Source organism: Frisingicoccus sp. (assembly GCA_016298055.1).
Classification (GTDB): domain Bacteria; phylum Bacillota; class Clostridia; order Lachnospirales; family Lachnospiraceae; genus Frisingicoccus.
In genome coordinates, this window is the sequence record JAEDDO010000017.1 from 1 (window position 1) to 23,576 (window position 23,576).

Below are 23,576 nucleotides of genomic sequence, written 5' to 3' on the forward strand. Positions count from 1 at the left end.
GGGGGTAGATTATGCAGATGACAGATTCTGTCCGATGTCTGAAAGGCGTCGGCGATAAGGTCGAAAAAAATCTGAATAAACTTGGAATTTATACGGTTGAAGATCTTCTCGAATATTATCCGAGAACCTATCAGACCTATCAGCCGCCTGTAGAGCTGGAGGCGGTTGTTCCCGGAAAACGACAGGCGGTCATCGGATGGCTTCACCGGGGACTGGCCCGTATTCCGGGAGGACGGGTAGAAAAAACAGCCGGGCTTCTCGCGGAAGGTGATCGTAAACTTCAGCTTTTATGGTATCGTATGCCTTACCTGCGCAAACAGATCGGAATCGGGAGAACCTATATATTTTACGGAACGGTCAAAGAGAAAAAAGGTCAGTGGATCATGGAACAGCCGGAAATTTTCGAGCCGGAAAGTTATAAAAAACTTCAAAATGGCATACAGCCGGTGTATTCTCTGACAGAAGGCGTTACCCAGAAACTTCTGGCAAAACTGATTCGTCAGGTTCTTGATTCGGAAGTGCTTTTTGAAGATTATCTTCCGGAGGAACTTCGGGAGGAACTCCATCTTGCGGAATATAATTATGCACTGCACCATATTCATTATCCGAAAGACCAGCAAAGTTTGAAAACAGCCCGAAGACGACTTGGCTTTGACGAATTCTTTTTATTTGCTCTCGGTATACGTCAGATGAAAATGACAAGAGAGCGGTCTTTTAATACCCATCCGGCCAGGTCTTCAAAATGGGTGGATATTTTTAAAGAGCATCTCGGATATGCCTTGACAGGTGCTCAGCTTCGTGCATGGGAGGAGATTAAAAAGGATTTTTCCGGAGAACATGTGATGAACCGGCTGCTTCAGGGGGATGTGGGATCGGGAAAAACCGTTATTGCCCAGCTGGCACTTATTATGGCGGCTGAAGCCGGAGATCAGGGGTGTCTTATGGCACCGACGGAGGTTCTGGCAAGGCAGCATTACGATAATTTTGTGAAAGATTTTGAAAAGTTTTATGAAGTCAGCGGCATTCGTATACGCTGCGGACTTTTAACCGGATCTATGAAACAGCGTGAGAAAAAGCAGATGTATGAAGCGATCGAAAACCATGAGATTGATATTTTGATCGGAACCCATGCGGTGATTCAGGAGAAAGTACATTTTGCCCGTCTCGGTATGGTCATTACCGATGAACAGCACCGGTTCGGGGTACATCAGCGAGAATGGCTTCTGGATAAAGGAGACTGCCCACATGTGCTCGTAATGAGTGCGACGCCCATTCCAAGGACTTTGGCCATCATATTGTATGGAGATCTGGATATTTCCGTTATTGATGAGCTTCCTGCAAAAAGAAAGCCGATAAAAAACTGCGTTGTGGATCCGGATTACAGGCCGGCCGCCTATCGCTTTATCGAAAAGCAGGTCATGATGGGGCATCAGGTCTATGTGATCTGTCCGATGGTGGAAGAGAGCGAATTTATGGATCTGGAGAACGTACTGGATTATACAGAAAAAATTAAAAAAGTTCTGCCTTCGTCAATCTCTGTTGATTATCTTCACGGGAAGATGTCTGCAAATGAAAAAGAAGAGGTGATGGAGCGCTTTCACCGCCGGGACATTCAGGTGCTTGTCTCCACAACGGTCATTGAAGTCGGCATTAATGTGCCGAATGCGACGGTCATGATGGTGGAAAATGCGGAAAGGTTCGGCCTGGCCCAGCTTCATCAGCTCAGAGGACGCGTAGGACGCGGCGATGCCCAGTCTTATTGTATTTTTGTCCAGTCGGGAAAGAACAGTACGGCAAAAGAACGATTGGAAATTCTTGTAAAATCCAATGATGGCTTTTTTATTGCCGGTGAGGATTTAAAACTTCGAGGTCCCGGCGATATGTTTGGTTTTCGTCAGAGCGGTCTGATGGACTTTCAGATCGGAGATCTTTATGAAGACAGTGATCTTCTTAAACTGGCCGGAGACTGTGCAAAAAAATATGAAAAAAATATTCCGGAAAATCTTATGCGCCGCATGAACCGTTATATGAAAATGGCATCAAAAGATGTTATTCTGTAAAAAATTCCAGTGTATTTTCCGGATGTAAGCACATAATAGGAGTGTAGCTACAAAAGGGAACAAAAGGACTGAAATTTGAAACGGAGGAATTGGCTATGAGCAGAAGAAGTTCAAATACTCCTGAAGTACCACAGGCAATGGATGCACTTGACCGATTTAAGTTTGAGGTCGCCAATGAACTTGGTGTTCCTTTGAAAAAAGGCTATAACGGTGATCTTACTTCCCGTGAGAACGGTTCTGTCGGCGGCGAGATGGTTCGCCAGATGATCCGGAGACAGGAAGAAGAAATGGCAGATCGCCAGTAAGAGGGATGTTTTTCTTAAAAGAAGACACAGAGAAGCGGCCCCTGAGAGGGTCGCTTTCCCCTGCTTATGGAAGAAAAAATTTAAAAAATTACAAAAAACGAAGGGATTCTCTTGACAAATTGTAGAAACATACTAAAATAAAAAACAGTTAAGTAAGAAGGGTGGATATTTATGCGTGTTATTGCTGGCAAGGCCCGGCGAATACAATTAAAAACGGCTCCGGGTATGGGAACCAGACCAACAACAGATCGGATAAAAGAGACGCTTTTCAATATACTTCAACCAGAATTGTACAGTGCGCGTTTTTTGGATTTGTTCAGCGGAAGCGGAGCCATCGGCATCGAAGCATTAAGCAGAGGATGTGAGATGGCTGTTTTTGTTGAGAATAATTCGGCGGCTGTTGAATGTATACGTGACAATCTGAAGTGTACAAAACTTTCAGAAGATGCTGTTATCATGCAGAAGGACGTTTATGCGGCGATACAGCAGCTGGAAAGTGAAGGGAAATGTTTTGATATTGTATTCATGGATCCGCCGTATGACTGTTTCCATGAAAAGAAGGTGCTTGAGCGGCTTTTGTCTTCGTCTGTTATACATAAAGAAACACTGATCGTTGTGGAAGCAAGCTTATCGACAGATTTTTCCTATGCAGAGAGCTATGGGTATACAGTGCTCAGGGAGAAAATCTACAAGACCAATAAACACATTTTCCTTAGAATAAAATAATATAACCGAGGATACAAAAATGAAAAGAGCAATTTATACCGGAAGCTTTGATCCGGTAACTTACGGACATCTGGATGTCATTGGAAGAGCATCCAATATGGTAGATGAATTAATCGTGGCAGTACTTAAAAACAGTGCAAAAAGTCCATTGTTTTCTGTAGAAGAACGTGTTAGAATGTTAAAAGAAGTCACGAAAGACATACCGAATGTGACAGTGACTTCTTTTGAGGGGCTTACCATTGACTTCGCTGATGCAATGGATGCTCATATTATCGTACGTGGACTTCGTGCAATTACGGATTTCGAATACGAACTCCAGATGGCACAGACGAATCGAATTGTGAATCCTAAAGTGGATACGATGTTCCTTGTGACAAGTGAGGAATATTCCTATCTGAGTTCTACAATTTTAAAAGAGATTGCCAGATATGGCGGAGCTCTGGAACGGTTTGCTCCACCATGTATTATTGAAAAAGTCAGGTCAAAATATACCATAAAGGAGAATCAGAATGAGTAGAATCGAACAGTTAATTGATGAAATTGAAGAGTTTGTTGAGAGCTGTAAGACACAGCCTTTTTCTCAGTCGAAGATCATCGTTCCTAAAGACGAGTTATTAGAGCTTCTTACAGAGCTGAGATTAAAAACTCCGGATGAGATTAAGAGATATCAGAAGATCATTGCAAATAAAGATAAGATTATTAATGACGCACAGGCACAGGCTGAACGCATGTTAGAGGAGACAACAGCATATACGAATCAGCTTGTTGAAGAACATCAGATCATGCTCAAAGCCTATGAGCGTGCAGAGGAAGTGCTCAATGCGGCGAATGCACAGGCAGAAGCAACGATCAATGAAGCGAATGCCAATGCGGAAGAGATTCGTCTGAATGCACTCCAGTATACAAAGGAACTGGTAGATAATCTTGAGAATATTGTGAGTGACGCGCTGGCTGTGTCCCGCGAACATACAGAAGGCCTTATCTCCGGTCTTTCTTCCAGTATGGATATCCTTAAAGAGAATCAGGAAGCTCTTGCCAGCCAGCTTAATGAGCCGGTTGTGTCTGAGAATCCGCCGATTTTCTCCGGCAATAAGATCGATGATGATGATTTTGACTTTGGCGTTGACGAAGATGATGATACCGAAAGTTATGAAGACGATGATGATGCAATCGAAGATGACGATGATTTCGATTATGATGACATCGATTAATGTAAATTGAATAGAAACAGACAGTACATGGCGGTCATGGACACAGCAGAAGCTGCGATCTTATCTGCCATGTATTTTTTTATGGACAGAGGCGTGTTTTGAATCATATTTTGTGTCTGTCCGATAACGGAGAGGCCTCCAAAAGAGATGATTCCGGTAATGAGAATGACTTTTGTTTGAAGGGAAACAGGCGAAGCGGCAATGTTTTCGACACCTGTTGTCATTTCAAGAAAACCGGCCAGTATACCGGCAAAAAAGGTTGGAAGAAAGGGGAGTGCTTTGATAAAGGCAGATAGAACAGAGAATAAAAGGGTATATCCGGATAAATTGAGCAGGACGGAAAACACTTCTGCCATGAGTTTTTCGAAGGGCGGAAAAGGCAGACTGCATGTGTGAAGCGGAGGACTTTTTTTGACGGCAAAAGGCTCTTTTAATATAGGAAGAAGTAAAAAAGCGACGACTCCGTTTCCGAATAAAAGCGACAGGTACATTTTGAGGCCAAGTGACGGATCGCCCAGACAGTGAAGACCGACAAAACTGATCATATAGGCAGGACTTGGATTATTACATATAAGAAGAAGCGACTGGGGCGGAAGGGGACCGACGGCATCATGATGATCTGCAATCACTTTTGCTCCGAGCGGGTATCCGGACAAACATCCGAGAAAAAATAAGAAAAAATTGCTGTGAGTCATACGGGAGGCATGGTATTTCATGAAGGTCGTAAGAAAAATGAAGGGATAGAGAGAGGGAATGATCTGGTGTATGAGAAGATCCAGACCATCCTCCATCCCTTTTGCTGTGATTGCGGGGAACATAAGAAACAAAATAAATACAGGCAGATAAAAAAACATGGTTTTGCCTTTTTTAAATAGTTTATGCCGATGCGTTTTAAATTATAACGATGGGCTGACGGAAATCATTTTTCAGAGGATGACCGAATTTGATCTGAAGAGCCGTCCGGTAAATATCTGAAGCCAGAAGGTCCGCCCGCATCATTTCGAGGCCGATGCCCTCTAAAAGATCAAAGCAGGAAGACATTTTGCCGATCATAGGGATTTTTGACGACTGTTTGATCTGGTTCAAAAGGGGTGCAGCTTCTTTTCGAAATCCAAGTATCCGGGCATAAAAGGCACATCCATCCTTTCTTGAACGATCAAGGAGCAGACGCTGCTGATCGGTCATCAGATGAGCGGCACAGCGGCAAAGTCTGCTGTAGGTAAAAGCCTTGTTTTTGACACTGAGAAGAAAGTCGGGAAGATTTGTATAACGGTCAAAGGATTTTTTCATGAGATTGGCGATGTCCTCATTTATATCTGTGTAATCTGTCAGGTGTTCCTGGTTTTTCATGAAAAGGGCAGCAAATATGGAGGAAAAATCAGAAAGCTGGGCAGGAAGACACGTGCCGTAATTTTCCTGTATAATATGAAGGCTTTCAGAAGAAATACCGGGAATATCTCCGGAGAGACCGGAGAGGGTCATCTTTTGCCTGAGAGCCGTGGCAGAGGCGAAGGTATCGCTATCCTCTGTGCTGTGATAGCCCTGCCCAAGGCGTTTTATGGCAAAAGGGCGGATGCCGGAACCTGTTTTTTTCAGTACCGTCATGTATTCCAATGCAAGAATATTGTTTGGCTGGTTTAAAATGTTACAGGTATCGAGAAGATTTTCCAGTGCACGGGAACGGGCGGCCGGAAAGGAAAGTCCCTGTTTTAATCCAAGAGAGAGAAGCTGTTTAAATTCATCCGGTTCACTGACGAAAAGATCCGCGGCACTGTGAAGAAGTTTCATATGTTCTTCAAGAGGCCGGTCTGTCTCGCATCCGAAACATAATTCCTCCACACATCCCAGAGCGTCCAGATGGGCGATGCCGCCTTCGGCGAAGATCGAAGCGCTTCCGGTGGCAAAATACACAGGGAGTTCAATGACAAGATCCGCACCGCCAAGGAGAGCCATTCGGGCGCGCAGGTGCTTCGGCATCCATGCGGGTTCTCCCCGCTGTGTAAAATTGCCGCTCATACATACGATGATATAATCAAGACCGGACTGGCGTCGGAAAGTTTCAAGCTGATACTGATGACCGTTGTGAAATGGATTATATTCTGCAATAACTGCACCGATTTTCATAAAGACCTCCTGAAATTCGTTAAAAAAACGTTTGACTTTGGTATTATCATACCATAGAGTCGTGTAAAGTGGCCAAAAAATTTTTGGACCTGATAGAATAGTGTAGTAAAATGCTCAAAAAAAAATACATTATTTTGCCATAATAACGGAGAAAATTACTTGTTTTGAATAATTAAGTGGTATATAATAAAAATGATCAAAAATAAATATTGATATATATGAAAGGGGATAATCATCATGGGATTTATTGATGGAATTAAAGCACGTGCAAAAGAAGACATGAAGACAATCGTTCTTCCTGAGTCTTATGATATGCGTGTTATCGAAGCAGCAAGCAAAATTGAAAAAGAAAAACTGGCAAAAGTTATTTTGATCGGTGATCCGGAAGATATTGCAAAATCTGCTGCTGGCTATGATCTTACAGGCGTTGAGATCGTTAACCCGGAAACATATGGAAAACTTGATGATTTTATCGTACAGTTCTATGAATTACGTAAGAGAAAAGGTATGACATTAAACGATGCAAGACGTATTCTTACATCCAACTTCTTATTCTTTGGATGTATGATGGTTAAGATGGGTCTTGCTGACGGTATGGTTGGTGGATGTACAACACCTACAGCTAACTTACTTCGTCCTTCTCTTCAGATCTTAAAGACAGCTCCAGACAGCAAACTTGTTTCCGCATTCTTCGTACTTGATGTACCTAACTGCGAATTCGGTGCTGACGGTGTGTTCATCTTCTCTGATGCCGGTCTGAACCAGAACCCAACATCTGAAGAACTTGCTCATATCGCTCATGATTCTGCAAAGACATTTGAAACACTTGTTGGAAAGAAACCAATCACAGCTATGCTTTCCCACTCCACAATGGGTAGTGCAAGCCATCCGGATGTAGATAAGGTTAGAAGAGGTGTTGAATTTGCTCATGAATTCTATCCAGATCTTTTAGTTGATGGTGAATTACAGCTTGACGCTGCTATCGTTCCAGAAGTTGGACAGCAGAAAGCTCCGGGTAATGAAATTGCCGGACATGCTAACGTACTTATCTTCCCTGACCTTGATGCAGGTAATATCGGTTACAAACTTGTTCAGAGACTTGCAAAAGCAGAAGCTTACGGACCAATCACACAGGGTCTTGCCGGTCCTGTTAATGACCTTTCCCGTGGCTGCTCCGCTGATGATATCGTTGGTGTAGTTGCAATCACAGCTGTTCAGGCTCAGATGGCAAAATAATCCGTTGAACTACATATTGTATTTTCAGAGACACAGGGATTCGATGACCTGTGTCTCTTTGCAATGTAAAGTAAAAATACTTTACAATAGATGAAAATAGTTATTGACAAACGATTATTGCCTATGTATAATTAGTGAGGTATGGAGTTAGGAGACGTCTATGTTTATTAATATTTCAGAGTTTATTTCTACACCATTAAAAACGGAAACTTTTAAAGTTCCAGTAGATATGCAAGTTTATGAGTTGAATGGAGATTGCTTTCCGTTCCGTGAGAAGAGTGAACTGATCTTGACTGTATCGAATATTGGTAACCGCAAAGTTCATCTGGAAGGACATTGGGAATGTACACTGGCTGTGCCATGTGATCGATGTCTGAAGGAAGTTGCTGTTCCTTTTCATATTGATGTTGATGAAGATGTGGATCTGTCCGCTGAACGTCAGGAAGATATGTCAGATGACAGCTATGTGGAAGACAGCAGTATTAATACGGACGCTCTGGTCAATCATGAAATTCTAATCCGTTTTCCAATGAAGACATTATGCAAGGATAATTGTAAAGGTATATGTTTTAAGTGCGGAAAGGATTTAAACGATGGAGAGTGTGGTTGTGACAGGGCTTCATTAGACCCTCGCATGGCTGCCATTCAGGATATTTTTAAGAATTTTAAGGAGGTGTAATCCATGTCCATTTGTCCAAAGAATAAATCATCCAAAGCTAGAAGAGACAGCCGTAGAGCTAACTGGAAGATGAGTGCTCCAGCTTTAGTAAAATGCAGTCATTGTGGCGAACTTATGATGCCGCATAGAGTATGCAAAGCTTGTGGATACTACGATAAAAAATCAATCGTTGAAGTTCAGTAAGTTAATGAATGAATTCAGACAAGGCAGAATTTTTTCTGCCTTGTTTTTTCTTTTTATAAAATAAAAAGGGTTGATTTAATGATTATTATCTAGTATATTTATAGTTGATTACAGGAAACCTAATTGGAGGCTAACATATGGAAGAATTAGTAACTGTAGCACTGGATGCCATGGGCGGCGATTATGCACCTGTGGAAACAGTTAAGGGCGGCGTGGATGCTGTCAATGCCAGCAAGGAGATCAAGGTACTGATGGTCGGTGATGAAGAAAAGATCCGGAAGGAATTGGCGAAATACACTTACGATCAGGAACGTATTGAAGTTGTTGGTGCGACAGAAGTCATTGATAATAATGAACCGCCGGTCCAGGCTATTCGTAATAAGAAGGATTCGTCCCTTGTTCGCTGTCAGCGTCTGGTCAAGCAGGGTGAGGCGGATGCGATGGTATCTGCCGGATCCACAGGTGCGGTTCTTGCGGGCGGACAGCTTATTGTAGGAAGAATAAAAGGTGTTCATCGTCCTCCTCTTGCACCGCTTATTCCTACTGAAAAGGGATTTTCGATGTTGATCGACTGTGGGGCGAATGTGGATGCCAGGGCAGCCCATTTACTTCAGTTCGCAAAGATCGGTACATTGTATATGCGGCATATCATGGGTATCGAGAATCCAAAAGTGGCTATCGTTAATATCGGAACGGAAGAGGAGAAGGGGAATCAGCTTGTAAAAGAAGCTTATCCACTGCTTCGGGAGTGTTCGTCCATCAATTTTATCGGAAGCATAGAGGCCAGGAATATACCGGCCGGAGAAGCAGATGTCATCGTTTGTGAGGCATTTGTAGGTAATGTTATTTTAAAATTGTATGAAGGCGTTGCTATGACGCTTGTTCATAAACTTAAAGCATCATTAAACGCATCTTTTCGCGGGAAGGTAGGCGGCCTGCTCGTAAAGCCTGCTGTGAAAACAATGATGAAGGAATTTGATGCAACAGAGTATGGTGGTGCCCCATTACTCGGACTTAAGGGACTCGTTGTGAAATCCCACGGCAGTTCTAATGCTTATGAAATCCAAAATTCAATTCTTCAATGCATATCATTTAAGAAACAGAATATCAATGTACGGATAGAGGAAGCATTAAATCAGTCAGATCAATAATTCATTTGAAAGGATGTTAAGTTATGGAATTAGAAAGATTAAAAGAGATTATTGGAGACATCATGGGGATTGACAGTGATGATATCTCGGCAGATTCATATTTTGTTGAAGATCTGGGATGTGATTCTTTAGATGTTGCAGAAATTGTCATGGCCATTGAAGATGAACTTGATATTAAGATTATGGACGATGCAGCGGAAAATATCAAAACTGTCGGAGATGCACTGGAAGCTATTAAACAGTTTTAAATGAATTCTTAATATGTAAAAAGGGGTCTTCGACGCAGAATGACCCTTTTTTCAATGGTAAAAGAGAGAAAGAAGGACAGGATGAAGTCTAAAAATATAAAAAGTTTTCAGAGTAAGATAAATTATAGATATAAAGATGAAACACTTCTTGTCAGAGCTCTGACGCACAGTTCCTACGCGAACGAGCATAAAATGAAGAAATTTGAAAATAATGAACGTCTGGAATTTCTCGGGGATGCGGTTCTTGAACTGGTGTCGAGTGATGTACTGTTTCACACCTATCCGGAAAAGCTGGAGGGAACACTGAGTAAGACGCGGGCAAGTCTTGTATGTGAACCTGCACTTGCTTACTGTGCGCGGAAGATGGGATTGGGAGATTTTCTCTATCTTGGCAAAGGTGAGGATATGACCGGAGGCCGGGAACGGGATTCGATTTTGTCGGATGCGCTGGAAGCGGTCATCGGCAGTATTTATCTGGATGGCGGTCTGGATCCGGCAAGGAATTTTATTATGTGTTTTGTACTGAATGATATGGAAAATTCTCGCCTTTTCCATGACTGCAAAACGATCCTGCAGGAAAATATTCAGAGCTGGTCAAAGGAGACACCGGTATATGAACTGGTCGGTGTGAGCGGTCCGGAGCATAATCGCACCTTTATCATGCAGATCCGGCTGGGGGATCGGATCCTCGGAAAGGGAAGCGGACGTACAAAACAGGCGGCAGGACAGAATGCAGCGTATGAGTCTTTGCTGGCATTGCGTTCAAAAGGCATTTTTAAAGGCAAGGATGAAGACATATGTATTTAAAAAGTATTGAATTGCAGGGATTTAAATCTTTTGCGAACAAGACTGTTTTAAAGTTTAATAAGGGCATCACAGGTATTGTGGGACCTAACGGCAGCGGAAAGAGTAATGTGGCGGATGCGGTGCGATGGGTATTGGGCGAGCAAAGTGCCAGACAGCTTCGCGGAAGCAAGATGGAAGACGTTATTTTTTCTGGTACCGAAAACCGAAAACCTTTAGGTCTCGCATATGTGGCACTCACGATTGATAATTCAGACCATAAGCTTCCTATGGATTATGATGAATTGACAGTGGCGCGAAGAGTCTATCGTTCCGGTGAGAGCGAATATCTGATCAATGGTCACACGAGTCGTCTTCGTGATGTGCAGGAACTGTTTTTTGATACAGGTATCGGAAAAGAAGGTTATTCCATTATCGGTCAGGGACAGATCGACAAGATCTTAAGCGGTAAACCGGAGGAGCGAAGAGAGCTTTTTGATGAAGCGGCGGGTATTGTTAAATACAAAAAAAGAAAGGCACTGGCGGAGAAAAATCTGGAGATTGAAAGACAGAATCTTTGCCGTGTCAACGATATCCTTCTGGAACTTGAGAAGCAGGTCGGTCCGCTTGAGAAACAGTCTGAAAAAGCCAAAGCCTTTTTAAAGCTCCGTGAGATGCTTAAAAGTTACGATATTCTGTTATATCTGGACGAATATACCCGATTAAAGTCTTTGTCATCGGAATACAGGCAGAAGATAGAAATCAGTACGAATGATCTGTCTGAGACAAAAGCTTCACTGGAACAGGCGCGGGCAGATTATGATGCTCTGGAAAACGAACTTGAAAACTGCAATGAGCAGCTGGACAGTGTTAAGAACCGCATTTCCCAGATCCAGCTCAATCGGGAAAAAACAGAAAGTGATATACGTCTTCTTGAAGAGCAGGTGCGAAGTGAAGAGGCGACGGGAAATCATTATCGGGAACGCAGGGCTCAGATTTCTGAAAATGTTCAAAATAAGCACAGCCAGAAAGATGGCTGGAAGGAAGAGCTTGCGCAACTGGATAAAACGATGGATGCTCTCAGTGATGCGAAGGAGCATGCCCAGAAAGAACTGTCACAGGTGAATGAGCGAATTGAATCCATTCGTCAGCAGATCGAAGATAAAAACGGCGATGTTATTGAGATACTGAACCGGATGGGCGGATTAAAAGCAAAACTCCAGCGATATGACACCATGCTTGAACAGATTCAGATACGTAAATCTGAACTTAATCAGCGTCTGCTGACGATGGAGAGTGAAGCAGCCAGCAGAGGAAACAAGCTTGAGGCCTATCTCAAGGAAGAAAAGGAACTCGATCTGGAAAGGCAGAATCTGGATAGCACCCTCGGATCCTGTCAGTCCCGTGGGCAGGAGATCCAGAAGGTGATCGACAGCTGCCATCAGCTTTTAAATGAAAAGGAACAGGATTATCACCGGCTCAGTTCCAGATTTCAGACACTTCAGGGAATTACAGAACGCTACGAAGGCTACGGAAACAGTATCCGGCGGATTATGGAACAAAAAAGCCGATATCCGGGCATTATCGGTGTCGTGGCAGACATTATTAAAGTAGACAAAGTGTATGAGACAGCCATCGAGACAGCCCTCGGCGGCAGTATACAAAATGTGGTCACAAAAGATGAAAAGACGGCAAAGCAGATGATCGAGTATTTAAAGACAAATCGATTCGGACGGGCAACTTTCCTGCCTCTGACAAGCATTGTGCCGAAAAGTCTTCCTGAAAAGGAGAAGATTCTTAAAGAAAAAGGTGTGATCGGCATAGCGAGTGAGCTTGTCCGTCATGCACCCGAATTTGACCGGCTGGGTGAGTATCTTCTTGGTCGGGTCGTTGTTACAGATTCTATGGATAACGGACTGAAACTGGCAAAGAAATACAGGTATACGCTTCGAATTGTAACCCTGGAAGGAGAGTCTTTGAATCCGGGCGGTTCAATTTCCGGCGGTACATTTAAAAATACGAGTAATCTTTTAGGACGTCACAGAGAGATGGATGAGATGGCTCAGCGTATGAAACAGCTCAAAGAAGAGCTTGAACAGCTCAATTTAAAAACGGATCAGGCCCATGATGAAAAACGTGAAAACAAACGGAAAATCAGTCTGATCCAGCAGGATCTTCAGGAAATGGGGCTTCGGGCGAATACACTTTCTGTGCATATCAAACAACTGAAAACTTCCGAGTCTTCTCAGGAGACGATCTATCAGGAACTCTCAGCCGAATCCGCTGAATTAAAACGTCAGACGCAAGAAGTTCATGAACTTAAAAAAGTTCTTCTGGAAGAAAAAGAATCGGATGAAAAACTGAGGATGGAGACAGAGGCACAGATTGGCCGTTTGAATGAGAGGCTGGAGGAGGAAATCTTAAAACAGCAGGAATTTTCTGATAAAGCCTCGGATCTGAACATCCGTTTCACAGGTTATCTGCAGAAACAGGATTTTCTTAAAGAAAATCTGACAAGAATCATGGAGGAGATTGAAGAACTTCAAAAGGAGATGCTTCAGCTTGAATCCCAGCTTGAAGAGAATGGGCGCATGATCTCGGATAAGAAAAATGAAGCGGAACACATGCGTGCCCGGCTTTTGGATCCATCCGAATATGGTGATGGTGATCTTAAAAAAATGCTTGAGGAACTGTCATCCAACCGGCAGAAGATGCTGGCGGATCAAAAGAAGTATTTAGAACTGAGGGAAAGCCTTTCAGACCGTGCAGGTCTTTTGGACAAGGAATTATTCCGATTGGGACATTTAGCCGAAAAATGCGAAGAAGACCGCAATAAGCTCAGCAATTATATGTGGGAGGAATATGAACTCACATTTAATAAAGCACTGGAAGAGCGGATTTTTACGGAAGAAGTGATTTCTCAGGAAGAACTCAGAAGAAGAATTGCCGAACTTAAAAAAAGCATCAAAGATCTTGGAAATATTAATGTGAATGCTATTGAAGAATACAAAGAAGTTTCTGAGCGGTATGCCCTCCTGAAAACGCAGCATGATGATCTGGTGGAGGCAGAAGCGAAACTTGCAGGCATTATTATCGATCTTGATCAGGCAATGCGGGTTCAGTTTGGCGAGAATTTTGTAAAAATACAGAAAAATTTCCAGAGGGTATTTTCAGAACTTTTTGGAGGCGGTAAAGGAACACTGGAGCTTATGGAGGATGAAGATATCCTTGAAGCGGGAATAGGCATTGTGGCCCAGCCTCCGGGAAAGAAGCTGCAAAACATGATGCAGTTGTCCGGTGGGGAAAAGGCATTGACGGCGATCGCCCTTCTTTTTGCGATCCAGAGTCTGAAACCTTCGCCTTTTTGCCTTCTTGATGAGATTGAAGCTGCTCTGGATGATGCGAATGTCAAACGGTATGCCCGTTATTTAAATCATCTGACGGAAGATACCCAGTTTATTATTATTACACATCGACGGGGAACGATGAATGCAGCGGATGCCCTTTATGGCGTGACGATGCAGGAGAAAGGTGTATCGGCCCTTGTGTCGGTAAATTTAATAGAAAATGATTTGATTAAATGATGTAGAGAAGGAGAAAATCTATGGCAGAAGAGAAAAAAGGCTTTTTCAGCCGTCTTGTAGCCGGACTGACAAAGACCCGTGACAGTATTGCCTCTGTATTTGATGATATTTTCAGCGGATTTTCATCGATTGATGATGATTTTTATGAAGAGCTGGAAGAAGTGCTCGTTATGGCGGACATTGGTATTCATACGACAGAGAAGATCATTGAAGATTTGAAAGTTAAAGTCAAGGAGAATCATTTAAAGGAACCTGCTCAGTGCAGGGAATATCTGATTCGTTCCATTAAGGATCAGATGGCGGTGGATGAAGATGCCTATGCCTTTGAAAACAAAAAGACCGTCATGCTTGTGATCGGTGTCAATGGTGTCGGAAAGACAACATCTGTCGGAAAACTTGCGGGACAGTATAAAAACAGTGGAAAGAAAGTACTTCTTGCGGCTGCGGATACCTTCCGTGCAGGCGCCATTGAACAGCTTACAGAATGGTCCCGTCGGGCCGGTGTGGACATTATCGCCGGTCAGGAAGGGTCAGATCCGGCCTCCGTTGTGTTCGACGCTTTAGCTGCTGCGAAAGCCCGAAACGTGGATATGCTTATTTGTGATACGGCAGGACGTCTTCATAATAAGAAGAATCTGATGGAAGAATTGAAAAAGATCAACCGGATCATCGACAGAGAATATCCGGAGGCTTACCGGGAGACGATGATCGTCCTTGATGGTACGACCGGACAGAATGCCCTTGTTCAGGCCAAACAGTTCAAAGAAGCTGCAGATATCACAGGAATTATTCTGACCAAATTAGACGGAACGGCTAAAGGCGGTATTGCCATTGCCATACAGGCAGAACTTGGCGTTCCGGTAAAATATATCGGTATTGGCGAAAAGATTGAAGACTTACAGAAATTTGACAGCGACTCTTTCGTAGATGCACTGTTTCAACAATAAGAAAAAGGAGAAATGACCATGTTAACATTAGACAAATTTGAAGAAGCCTCCGAACGGTTGAACCGGGTATTACTCGAGACCAAGCTGGTTTACAGTGATTATTTTTCGGAACAGACAGGTGCCAAAGTGTATTTTAAACCGGAAAATATGCAGTTTACAGGAGCTTATAAACTTCGCGGTGCTTATTATAAGATCAGCACACTGACAGATGAGGAGAGAGAGCGGGGAATCATTTCTGCTTCTGCCGGCAACCATGCCCAGGGTGTAGCCTATGCGGCAAAACTGATGGGAGCAAAGGCTGTCATTGTCATGCCGACAACAACACCTCTGATCAAAGTGAATCGTACAAAGGGCTATGGTGCGGAAGTTATCCTGCACGGTGACGTTTATGATGATGCCTGTGCCTATGCCCTTTCCCTTGCAGAGGAAAAAGGATATACCTTTATTCATCCTTTCAATGATGAGACAGTAGCCACCGGACAGGGAACCATTGCCATGGAAATCATCAAAGAACTTCCGACAGTGGACTATATTCTTGTTCCTATTGGCGGCGGCGGACTTTGCTGCGGTGTTTCGACCCTGGCAAAGATGCTCAATCCGAAGATTAAAGTCATCGGTGTGGAGCCGGCGGGAGCAGCCTGCATGAAGGCTTCATTAAAAGCCGGTCATGTGGTCACTTTACCGAAGGTTACAACGATTGCCGACGGTACAGCTGTAAAAACACCGGGAGATATTGTCTTCCCTTATATCCAGAAAAATGTGGATGATATCATTACAGTGGAAGATGATGACCTGATCGCGGCATTTCTTGATATGATGGAAAACCATAAGATGATTGTAGAAAATTCCGGGCTTCTGACGGTTGCTGCTTTAAAACAGTTAGATATTCGCGGCAAAAAAGTCGTATCCATCTTAAGCGGCGGCAATATGGATGTTATCACCATTGCTTCCGTTGTACAGAATGGTCTCATTCAGAGAGACCGTATTTTTACAGTTTCTGTTCTTCTTCCGGATAAACCGGGTGAACTCCATACAGTTGCTGGAATTCTCGCCGAACTGCAGGGAAATGTTATTAAACTGGAGCACAATCAGTTTGTCAGTGTCAATCGGAGCAATGTGGTTGAACTGCGTATTACAATGGAAGCCTTTGGAACAGAGCATAAAGAACGCATTTTGAACGAATTGGAAAAACGGGGATACCGGCCATTATTAAAAGTTCCGAAGCAGATTTATTAATTTTTTTAAAAAAGCTGTTGACATAGCGGTAAAGATAGGGTAGAATACCACCTGTAAAGTAAAAATACTTTACAGGTGGTGCTTTTTATGGATAAGATGTTGAAGCAGGCATTGCTTTATGATTTTTATGGCGAATTACTGACAGAACATCAGAAATCTATCTATGAGGATTTTGTTCTGAACGATTACTCCCTCAGTGAGATCGGGGAAGATCGGAATATCAGCCGTCAGGGTGTATATGATATAATAAAGCGTTGTGACAAACTTCTGAATGGTTATGAAGAAAAACTTCATTTGGTTCAGAAATTTTTAATGGCCAAAGAACAGGTGGCCCAGATTCATCATCTGGCCAGTGATATGCTAAAAGCAGATGGCGATTCAGCGAAAGTTACCGACTATTTACGGCAGATTGAAAACATTTCAAATAAGATATTGGAAGAGATGTAGCCGGAAGGGAGGTTTTCCATGGCATTTGAAAGTTTATCTGAGAAATTGCAGAACGTCTTTAAAAATCTGAGGAATAAAGGGCGTTTGACAGAGGCCGATGTGAAAGCCGCTTTAAAAGAAGTTAAGATGGCTCTGCTTGAAGCGGACGTCAATTTTAAAGTTGTTAAACAGTTTATCAAATCCGTACAGGAGCGGGCGATCGGTCAGGATGTGATGAACAGTCTGACTCCGGGACAGATGGTCATAAAGATCGTTAATGAAGAGATGGTTGCTCTGATGGGCAGCGAGACGACAGAGATCGCCTTAAAACCGTCCAATGAGATTACTGTTATCCTTATGGCAGGTCTTCAGGGTGCAGGTAAAACAACCACATGTGCCAAGATTGCCGGCAAGATGAAGCAGAAAGGACGCAATCCTCTCCTTGTTGCCTGCGACGTTTACCGTCCGGCAGCGATCAAACAGCTTCAGGTCAACGGAGAGAAGCAGGATGTTCCTGTTTTTTCCATGGGTGATCATCAGAATCCGGTAGATATAGCGAAGGCTTCTCTGGAGCATGCGGCGAAGAATAATTTTAATGTGGTTATTCTTGATACAGCCGGACGTCTTCACGTAGATGAGGATATGATGGTTGAGCTTCAGAATATTAAAGCTGCTGTGGAAATTGATGAGACCATTCTTGTGGTGGATGCCATGACCGGTCAGGATGCGGTGAATGTGGCGAAGTCCTTCGATGAGAAAGTCGGTCTTGACGGAGTTATCCTGACGAAGATGGATGGTGATACCCGAGGAGGTGCCGCTCTGTCGATACGTTCCGTTATCGGTAAACCGATTCTTTATGTCGGTATGGGCGAAAAGCTTTCCGATCTGGAACAGTTTTATCCGGACAGAATGGCTTCACGAATTCTCGGTATGGGCGATGTACTCACACTGATCGAGAAGGCGGAAGCACAGATCGATTCGGACAAAGCCAGGGAGATGAGCCGGAAGTTCAAGAAAGCTGAGTTTACCTATGAAGATTTCCTTGAGAATATGAACCAGGTAAAGAACATGGGCAATATTCAGGATCTGATCTCTATGATCCCGGGTATGGGCAATCAGCTGAAGAATGTGGATCTGAGCGGAAGCGAGGCACAGATGAAGCGGACAGAGTCAATCATTCTGTCGATGACGCCGGAGGAACGTGCCAATCCGGATCTGATGAATATGAGCCGGAAAAAACGTATTGCCGCAGGTGCAGGCGTTTCCATTAATGAAGTGAACGCACTGGTAAAACAGTTCGATCAGATGAAGAAGATGATGAAGCAGTTTTCGGGACAGCTTTCCGGAAAAGGCGGCAAACGGGGTAGATTCCGTTTACCATTTGGTTTTTGATAATCAGGAAGAGATATTCCTTTTTATATAGTTATTAATGTTTGCTCAGGAGGTGAAAAAAATGGCAGTAAAAATTCGTTTAAGAAGAATGGGTCAGAAAAAGGCTCCTTTTTATAGAATTATCGTAGCTGATTCCCGTTCTCCAAGAGACGGTCGTTTCATTGAAGAAATCGGAACATACAATCCAAACGTGGAACCAAGCGAAGTTAAGATTAATGCTGAATTAGCACAGAAATGGTTATCTAACGGTGCTCAGCCAACAGATGTTGTAGGCAAATTATTCAAAAGCGCAGGAATTACAAAATAATTTCTGATGGAGGTGCAGGATGAAAGAATTAGTTGAAGTTATCGCTAAGGCTCTTGTTGACCATCCGGAAGGTGTTATTGTTACAGAAACTGTGCACCCGAAATCCGTTGTTCTGGAACTTAAAGTAGATCCGGAGGATATGGGTAAAGTCATTGGCAAGCAGGGAAGAATTGCCAGAGCGATTCGTACCGTTGTAAAATCTGCCGCATCAAAGGATGACAAAAAAGTAATTGTTGAAATTCTTCAGTAGTTCAACATATAGAAGACCTCAATCCGTTACGGACTGAGGTCTTTTCAGAATGTCAAAGAAAGGAAATACCATGGAAGAATATTTACGTGTCGGTGTGATTTCCAATACACACGGTGTACGTGGTGAAGTGAAAATTTTTTCCACCACGGACGATATCCGCCGTTTTAAAAAATTAAAAGAATGTGTAATTGATACTGGCAGAGAAAGAATTCCAGTCGTTGTCGAAAGCTGTAAGTTTTTTAAACAGACACCGATTTTGAAATTTAAATCGATGGATCAGATGAATGATGTGGAGCGGTTTAAAGGAAAAGATCTTTTGGTTCATCGGGATCATGCGGTAAAACTTCAGAAAAATGAATTTTTTATTGTGGATCTGATCGGCCTTCATGTCATCAGTGACGAGGGGATGGATATCGGAATCTTGTCTGATGTGCTCCAGACAGGGGCCAATGATGTGTTTGTTGTCCGTACAGAGGATGGTGAGGAAGTTCTTATTCCGTATATTGAACAGTGCGTACCTGAAATTCATCCTGAGACCGGAAAAGTTATTGTCCATCTGCTGCCGGGACTTTTAGATCTGAATCGTAAGTGAGGTTAAAGATAAACATGCGTTTTCATGTAATGACGCTTTTCCCGGATATGATCGCCAACGGGCTTGGCACAAGTATTACGGGCAGAGCAATTGAAAATCATATATTTGATCTGAATATTGTAAATATTCGCGATTACTCAAAGGATAAACATAAGCACGTGGACGATTATCCCTATGGGGGCGGAGCCGGAATGGTAATGCAGCCGGGACCTGTCTATGACTGTTATCAGGATCTGATAAAGGATATGAAACATAAACCTCGTGTTATCTATATGACACCACAGGGGAAGGTTTTCAGCCAGGCAATTGCTGAAGAACTGTCAAAAGAAGAAGAACTTGTTTTTCTCTGCGGTCATTACGAGGGAATTGATGAGAGAGTCCTGGAGGAGATCGTGACCGATGAATTATCCATCGGTGATTATGTACTGACCGGCGGTGAGCTTCCGGCGATGGTGATGATCGATTCTATTTCCCGTTTGATTCCCGGTGTGCTGAACAATGATGATTCTGCCGAGTATGAGTCTTTTCAGGATGGTCTTCTCGAATATCCTCAGTATACCCGTCCGGTCACTTTCCTTGACAAAAAAGTTCCGGATGTCCTTTTATCCGGACACCACGGCAATATAGCGAAATGGCGGCGGGAACAATCGCTTAAGCGCACACTTCTTCGAAGACCGGAGCTGCTCGAGGCGGCACAGCTGAGTAAAGAGGATAAAAAAACTCTTGAAAAACTAAAGAAAAATATTGATTTATAGATTAATTTGTGATATATTATTTTGGTATGAAAAAAAGATGGTCCTCTGTTACAGATAAAAGTATTAAGAACGTCGAAGTATAAATTCAAGGAGGTTCACAGTGATGAACGATATTATTAAGAATATTGAAGCTGCTCAGTTAAAAGCAGAAGTACCTGAGTTCCATGTTGGTGATACAGTACGTGTATCTGCAAAGGTAAAAGAAGGAAACCGTGAAAGAATCCAGGTTTTTGAAGGAACTGTTATCAAACGTCAGAACGGAAGCACACGTGAAACATTCACAGTAAGAAAGAATTCCAACGGTGTTGGCGTTGAAAAAACATGGCCATTACATTCTCCAATCGTAGAAAAGATTGAAGTTATCCGCAGAGGTAAAGTCAGAAGAGCAAAATTATTCTACTTAAGAGACAGAGTAGGTAAGAAAGCTAAAGTTAAAGAATTAGTTAAATAATTCGGTGTGATCTTGGGACAAGTACTTAGGTAGTTGTCCCATTTTTCTATGAAAAATAATGGAATTCCTTAAGGAGGAAGTCATGAAACAGGTAAAGCGCAAATGGAAACGGTTGAAAGGGAAGTATAAAAAACTTAAGATCGGTACGCGGGCGATGAATGTGGGCATGTTTATCATCGGCTGGATCCTTGTTGTTGCCCTGGCCATCATGTATGTTCAGGGATTTTGCATGAAAACGGTTGTTTCCAATGACGCCATGGTTCCTGCATTTGAGGAAGATGAAGTTGTAAAAATCAATCAGGTCGTGTATAAATTTACTTCACCGAACCGAATGGATACGGTGGCTGTCCAGATTGGTGAGACGAAGTCCAATGTCTATTATGTTATGCGTATTGTAGGTCTTCCCGGAGAGAAGGTTCAGATTAAAAACGGAAAAATTTACATAGACGGCGAACGGACAGAGTATCCTTTTAATGAAGAAAGTATACAGGACGCGGGGATCGGCCGTGATGAGATTTTTCTGGATGATGATGAGTACTTTATGATGTGTGATAATTATAATAATTCACGTTATGACAGCCGGTCTTCGAATATCGGGATCATCAATAAAAAACAGATCATTGGAAGAGTAAAGTAGAAAATCGTATGGTTTATTGAATGCAAAAAGAAGGTGGGAAAGATGAATATACAGTGGTACCCGGGGCATATGACAAAAGCCCGAAGAATGATGCAGGAGGATATTAAACTTATTGATATTGTTATTGAACTTGTCGATGCCCGAATCCCTTTATCAAGTAAAAATCCGGATATCGATACTCTGGCCGGACAGAAATCACGAATGATCTTACTGAATAAATATGATCTGGCAGATCCGTCACGTACAGCAGAGTGGGAAAACTGGTTTAAAAAACAAAATTATTATGTATACAAGCTGGATTCACGAAAAGGCGGCCAGATGAAGGCGATCACTGCCATTATTCAGGAAGCCTGTAAAGAAAAAATAGAAAGAGACCGTAAAAGAGGCATTATCAACCGGCCGGTACGTGCTATGATCGTCGGAATACCGAATGTTGGAAAATCCACATTCATCAATACTTATGCGGGAAAGGCCTGCGCAAAGACAGGTAACAAGCCGGGAGTCACAAAGGGAAAACAGTGGATCCGTTTGAATAAGAATGTGGAACTTTTGGATACACCGGGAATCCTCTGGCCGAAATTTGACGATCAGGTCGTTGGAGAGCGTCTCGCACTGATCGGTTCCATTAAAGATGATATATTAAATATTGATGAACTTTCAGTGAAGCTCATCGAATTTTTAAAACAATTCTATCCGGGGATTTTATCTGAGAGATATGCAATTGATGAAAACTGTGATACAATAACTATATTGGAGCAGATCGCCGAAAGCCGGAACTGCCGTCAGAAAGGGAATGCACTGGATTACAGCAAGGCATCACGGATGCTTATTGACGACTTCCGATCCGGCAAACTGGGACGACTGACACTAGAATTTCCTCAGGAGTAGAAGGTATGAGCAGAAAGGTATATTCAAATAAAAAAACCAAACCGGAAAAGATTGAAACAGATAAAGTCAAAGATATCATCGGCATGGTCGTGTATTTTCTGATCGTTGTCGCTGTTATGGTTTTTGTTGTCAAGTTTATCGGTCAGCGCACGGTGGTGATCGGTGATTCGATGCAGACGACGCTGTCGGATGGTGATAATTTAATTACAGATAAGATCACCTACCGTTTTAGAGATCCAAAGCGTTTTGATATTGTTGTTTTTCCTTTTAAAGAGAATACATCAAAACTTTTAATCAAACGTATTATCGGAATGCCCGGAGAGACGGTGCAGATTAAAAACGGTAAAGTTTATATTAATGGATATGAACTTCAGGAGAATTATGGCATTGCGGTTATGAATGATGCCGGTCTGGCGTCCGAACCGATCCTGTTGGGTGAGGATGAATATTTTGTCCTTGGGGATAATCGAAACAACAGTCAGGACAGCCGTTTTTCTTCCGTCGGGAATGTTTCACGCTCAGATCTGATCGGACGTGCATGGGTTCGGTTGTGGCCTCTGGACAAGATATGCTTGTTGAAGCATCAGTAAAGGATGATGGGTTATTCTCCTGTTGTAAGACAGGAGAATTTTTTTCTTTATACTTATGATCAGGAATGTTTAAAAATTTGTTCGATGAACAGACAGATGGAGATTAAAATGACAATAGACAGTATTCGCAAAGAGTATCAGGCTCTTTCAGAAAATGAACTTGAGATATTTATCAAAAAATATGAAAATGATGAGCGTCAGGGCGTTCAGAAGATGATTCTTTCCTGTAGAAAGCGGATGGAAAAGGCTGCCGCGGAGGTGCAACGTCTTGAGAATATGCTCATATATGAAAAGAAATACTATGACACCTGTGATTACATATGCGGAATCGATGAGGCGGGACGGGGACCTTTAGCGGGGCCAGTCGTGGCTGGTGCGGTTATATTGCCTAAGGGATTAAAGATTCCTTATCTGAATGATTCCAAACAGCTGAGTGAGAAAAAGAGGGAGGAGCTTTATGATGTGATCATGGAGCAGGCTGTTTCTGTTGGTGTTGGCATTGTTTCACCGGAGAGAATCGATGAGATCAATATTTTGCAGGCAACCTACGAAGCCATGAGAGAGGCGGTAGGAACGCTTTCCTATCGTCCCGACGTGCTTTTAAATGATGCGGTGATCATACCGGAACTTACGATCCCTCAGGAAAAGATCATTAAGGGAGATGCCAAAAGTCTGTCGATCGCGGCGGCCAGTGTGATCGCCAAGGTGACAAGGGACCGGATGATGAAAGCTTACCACGAACTGTTCCCTGAGTACGGTTTCGAAAAACACAAAGGCTATGGTTCAAAAGAACATATTGAAATGATACAGAAGAT

27 protein-coding genes are annotated in these 23,576 nt (G+C 42.9%); 25 read left to right on the top strand and 2 right to left on the bottom strand.

From position 1 onward, the window contains the following. The first annotated feature begins 11 nt into the window (after positions 1-11). From recG to QZZ35_RS02870, 5 genes are all read left to right on the top strand, one after another. Positions 12-2,060, top strand: coding sequence for an ATP-dependent DNA helicase RecG (gene recG, locus QZZ35_RS02850; RefSeq protein WP_291236078.1), 2,049 nt, complete (start codon positions 12-14; stop codon positions 2,058-2,060). 95 nt (positions 2,061-2,155) lie between these two features. Beyond that, positions 2,156-2,365 carry an alpha/beta-type small acid-soluble spore protein gene (locus QZZ35_RS02855; RefSeq protein ID WP_291236079.1) on the top strand — a complete coding sequence of 70 codons (210 nt, stop codon included), beginning with the start codon at positions 2,156-2,158 and terminating at the stop codon, positions 2,363-2,365. A gap of 171 nt (positions 2,366-2,536) precedes the next feature. After that, on the top strand, positions 2,537-3,091 hold the full coding sequence (gene rsmD / locus QZZ35_RS02860) for a 16S rRNA (guanine(966)-N(2))-methyltransferase RsmD (protein WP_291236080.1): 555 nt from the start codon (positions 2,537-2,539) through the stop codon (positions 3,089-3,091). A gap of 19 nt (positions 3,092-3,110) precedes the next feature. Continuing rightward, positions 3,111-3,608 (top strand): pantetheine-phosphate adenylyltransferase, encoded by a 498-nt coding sequence (gene coaD, locus QZZ35_RS02865; RefSeq protein ID WP_291233676.1) that lies wholly within the window; start codon positions 3,111-3,113, stop codon positions 3,606-3,608. After that, the gene (locus QZZ35_RS02870) at positions 3,601-4,302 is read left to right on the top strand and encodes a hypothetical protein (protein WP_291233677.1); all 702 of its coding nucleotides are present in this window, start codon (positions 3,601-3,603) and stop codon (positions 4,300-4,302) included. The genes coaD and QZZ35_RS02870 overlap by 8 nt, the downstream gene beginning before the upstream one ends. Here QZZ35_RS02870 and QZZ35_RS02875 read toward each other — a convergent pair. Together QZZ35_RS02875 and QZZ35_RS02880 are read right to left on the bottom strand one after the other, a co-directional pair. Further along, positions 4,299-4,958 carry a hypothetical protein gene (locus QZZ35_RS02875; protein ID WP_291236081.1) on the bottom strand — a complete coding sequence of 220 codons (660 nt, stop codon included), beginning with the start codon at positions 4,956-4,958 and terminating at the stop codon, positions 4,299-4,301. The two genes, QZZ35_RS02870 and QZZ35_RS02875, sit on opposite strands and share 4 nt — an antisense overlap. Positions 4,959-5,193: 235 nt before the next feature. Next, positions 5,194-6,426 (bottom strand): tRNA(Met) cytidine acetate ligase, encoded by a 1,233-nt coding sequence (locus QZZ35_RS02880; RefSeq protein ID WP_291236082.1) that lies wholly within the window; start codon positions 6,424-6,426, stop codon positions 5,194-5,196. 237 nt (positions 6,427-6,663) lie between these two features. Between QZZ35_RS02880 and pta the strand changes: the two genes are divergently transcribed. The 20 genes from pta to QZZ35_RS02980 form a co-directional block, all read left to right on the top strand. After that, positions 6,664-7,662, top strand: a complete 999-nt coding sequence (gene pta / locus QZZ35_RS02885; protein WP_291236083.1) for a phosphate acetyltransferase — start codon at positions 6,664-6,666, stop codon at positions 7,660-7,662. A gap of 160 nt (positions 7,663-7,822) precedes the next feature. Then, on the top strand, positions 7,823-8,341 hold the full coding sequence (locus QZZ35_RS02890; protein ID WP_291236084.1) for a YceD family protein: 519 nt from the start codon (positions 7,823-7,825) through the stop codon (positions 8,339-8,341). Positions 8,342-8,344: 3 nt separating this feature from the next. Beyond that, complete coding sequence (gene rpmF / locus QZZ35_RS02895) at positions 8,345-8,524, top strand: 50S ribosomal protein L32 (RefSeq protein ID WP_132093879.1); 180 nt, start codon at positions 8,345-8,347, stop codon at positions 8,522-8,524. 137 nt (positions 8,525-8,661) lie between these two features. Beyond that, the gene (gene plsX / locus QZZ35_RS02900; protein WP_291233682.1) at positions 8,662-9,675 is read left to right on the top strand and encodes a phosphate acyltransferase PlsX; all 1,014 of its coding nucleotides are present in this window, start codon (positions 8,662-8,664) and stop codon (positions 9,673-9,675) included. 23 nt (positions 9,676-9,698) lie between these two features. Continuing rightward, complete coding sequence (gene acpP, locus QZZ35_RS02905; protein ID WP_291233683.1) at positions 9,699-9,923, top strand: acyl carrier protein; 225 nt, start codon at positions 9,699-9,701, stop codon at positions 9,921-9,923. 81 nt (positions 9,924-10,004) lie between these two features. Next, on the top strand, positions 10,005-10,730 hold the full coding sequence (gene rnc, locus QZZ35_RS02910; RefSeq protein ID WP_291236085.1) for a ribonuclease III: 726 nt from the start codon (positions 10,005-10,007) through the stop codon (positions 10,728-10,730). Continuing rightward, a complete protein-coding gene (smc, locus tag QZZ35_RS02915; RefSeq protein WP_291236086.1) occupies positions 10,721-14,290 on the top strand; it encodes a chromosome segregation protein SMC in 3,570 nt (1,189 codons plus the stop codon). The genes rnc and smc overlap by 10 nt, the downstream gene beginning before the upstream one ends. Before the next feature lie 20 nt (positions 14,291-14,310). Then, a complete protein-coding gene (gene ftsY, locus QZZ35_RS02920; protein ID WP_291236087.1) occupies positions 14,311-15,237 on the top strand; it encodes a signal recognition particle-docking protein FtsY in 927 nt (308 codons plus the stop codon). Positions 15,238-15,255: 18 nt separating this feature from the next. Next, positions 15,256-16,473 (top strand): threonine ammonia-lyase, encoded by a 1,218-nt coding sequence (gene ilvA, locus QZZ35_RS02925; protein WP_291236088.1) that lies wholly within the window; start codon positions 15,256-15,258, stop codon positions 16,471-16,473. 87 nt (positions 16,474-16,560) lie between these two features. Beyond that, positions 16,561-16,920, top strand: coding sequence for a YlxM family DNA-binding protein (gene ylxM / locus QZZ35_RS02930; RefSeq protein ID WP_291233688.1), 360 nt, complete (start codon positions 16,561-16,563; stop codon positions 16,918-16,920). Positions 16,921-16,938: 18 nt separating this feature from the next. Beyond that, complete coding sequence (gene ffh, locus QZZ35_RS02935; protein WP_291236089.1) at positions 16,939-18,291, top strand: signal recognition particle protein; 1,353 nt, start codon at positions 16,939-16,941, stop codon at positions 18,289-18,291. A gap of 61 nt (positions 18,292-18,352) precedes the next feature. Beyond that, a complete protein-coding gene (gene rpsP, locus QZZ35_RS02940) occupies positions 18,353-18,598 on the top strand; it encodes a 30S ribosomal protein S16 (protein WP_291233690.1) in 246 nt (81 codons plus the stop codon). 19 nt (positions 18,599-18,617) lie between these two features. Continuing rightward, a complete protein-coding gene (locus QZZ35_RS02945) occupies positions 18,618-18,848 on the top strand; it encodes a KH domain-containing protein (RefSeq protein WP_291236090.1) in 231 nt (76 codons plus the stop codon). A gap of 70 nt (positions 18,849-18,918) precedes the next feature. Next, positions 18,919-19,440, top strand: coding sequence for a ribosome maturation factor RimM (rimM, locus tag QZZ35_RS02950; RefSeq protein WP_291236095.1), 522 nt, complete (start codon positions 18,919-18,921; stop codon positions 19,438-19,440). Between the two features lie 14 nt (positions 19,441-19,454). Beyond that, positions 19,455-20,195 carry a tRNA (guanosine(37)-N1)-methyltransferase TrmD gene (gene trmD / locus QZZ35_RS02955; RefSeq protein ID WP_291236091.1) on the top strand — a complete coding sequence of 247 codons (741 nt, stop codon included), beginning with the start codon at positions 19,455-19,457 and terminating at the stop codon, positions 20,193-20,195. A gap of 103 nt (positions 20,196-20,298) precedes the next feature. Continuing rightward, positions 20,299-20,646 carry a 50S ribosomal protein L19 gene (gene rplS / locus QZZ35_RS02960; protein ID WP_291233694.1) on the top strand — a complete coding sequence of 116 codons (348 nt, stop codon included), beginning with the start codon at positions 20,299-20,301 and terminating at the stop codon, positions 20,644-20,646. Positions 20,647-20,728: 82 nt separating this feature from the next. Beyond that, a complete protein-coding gene (gene lepB / locus QZZ35_RS02965) occupies positions 20,729-21,283 on the top strand; it encodes a signal peptidase I (RefSeq protein ID WP_291236092.1) in 555 nt (184 codons plus the stop codon). A 42-nt stretch (positions 21,284-21,325) separates the two neighbouring features. Continuing rightward, the gene (gene ylqF / locus QZZ35_RS02970) at positions 21,326-22,171 is read left to right on the top strand and encodes a ribosome biogenesis GTPase YlqF (RefSeq protein ID WP_291236093.1); all 846 of its coding nucleotides are present in this window, start codon (positions 21,326-21,328) and stop codon (positions 22,169-22,171) included. A gap of 5 nt (positions 22,172-22,176) precedes the next feature. Then, complete coding sequence (lepB, locus tag QZZ35_RS02975) at positions 22,177-22,761, top strand: signal peptidase I (protein ID WP_291233697.1); 585 nt, start codon at positions 22,177-22,179, stop codon at positions 22,759-22,761. 108 nt (positions 22,762-22,869) lie between these two features. Then, positions 22,870-23,576: ribonuclease HII (locus QZZ35_RS02980; protein ID WP_291236094.1), on the top strand; the 707-nt coding region annotated here is incomplete at its 3' end.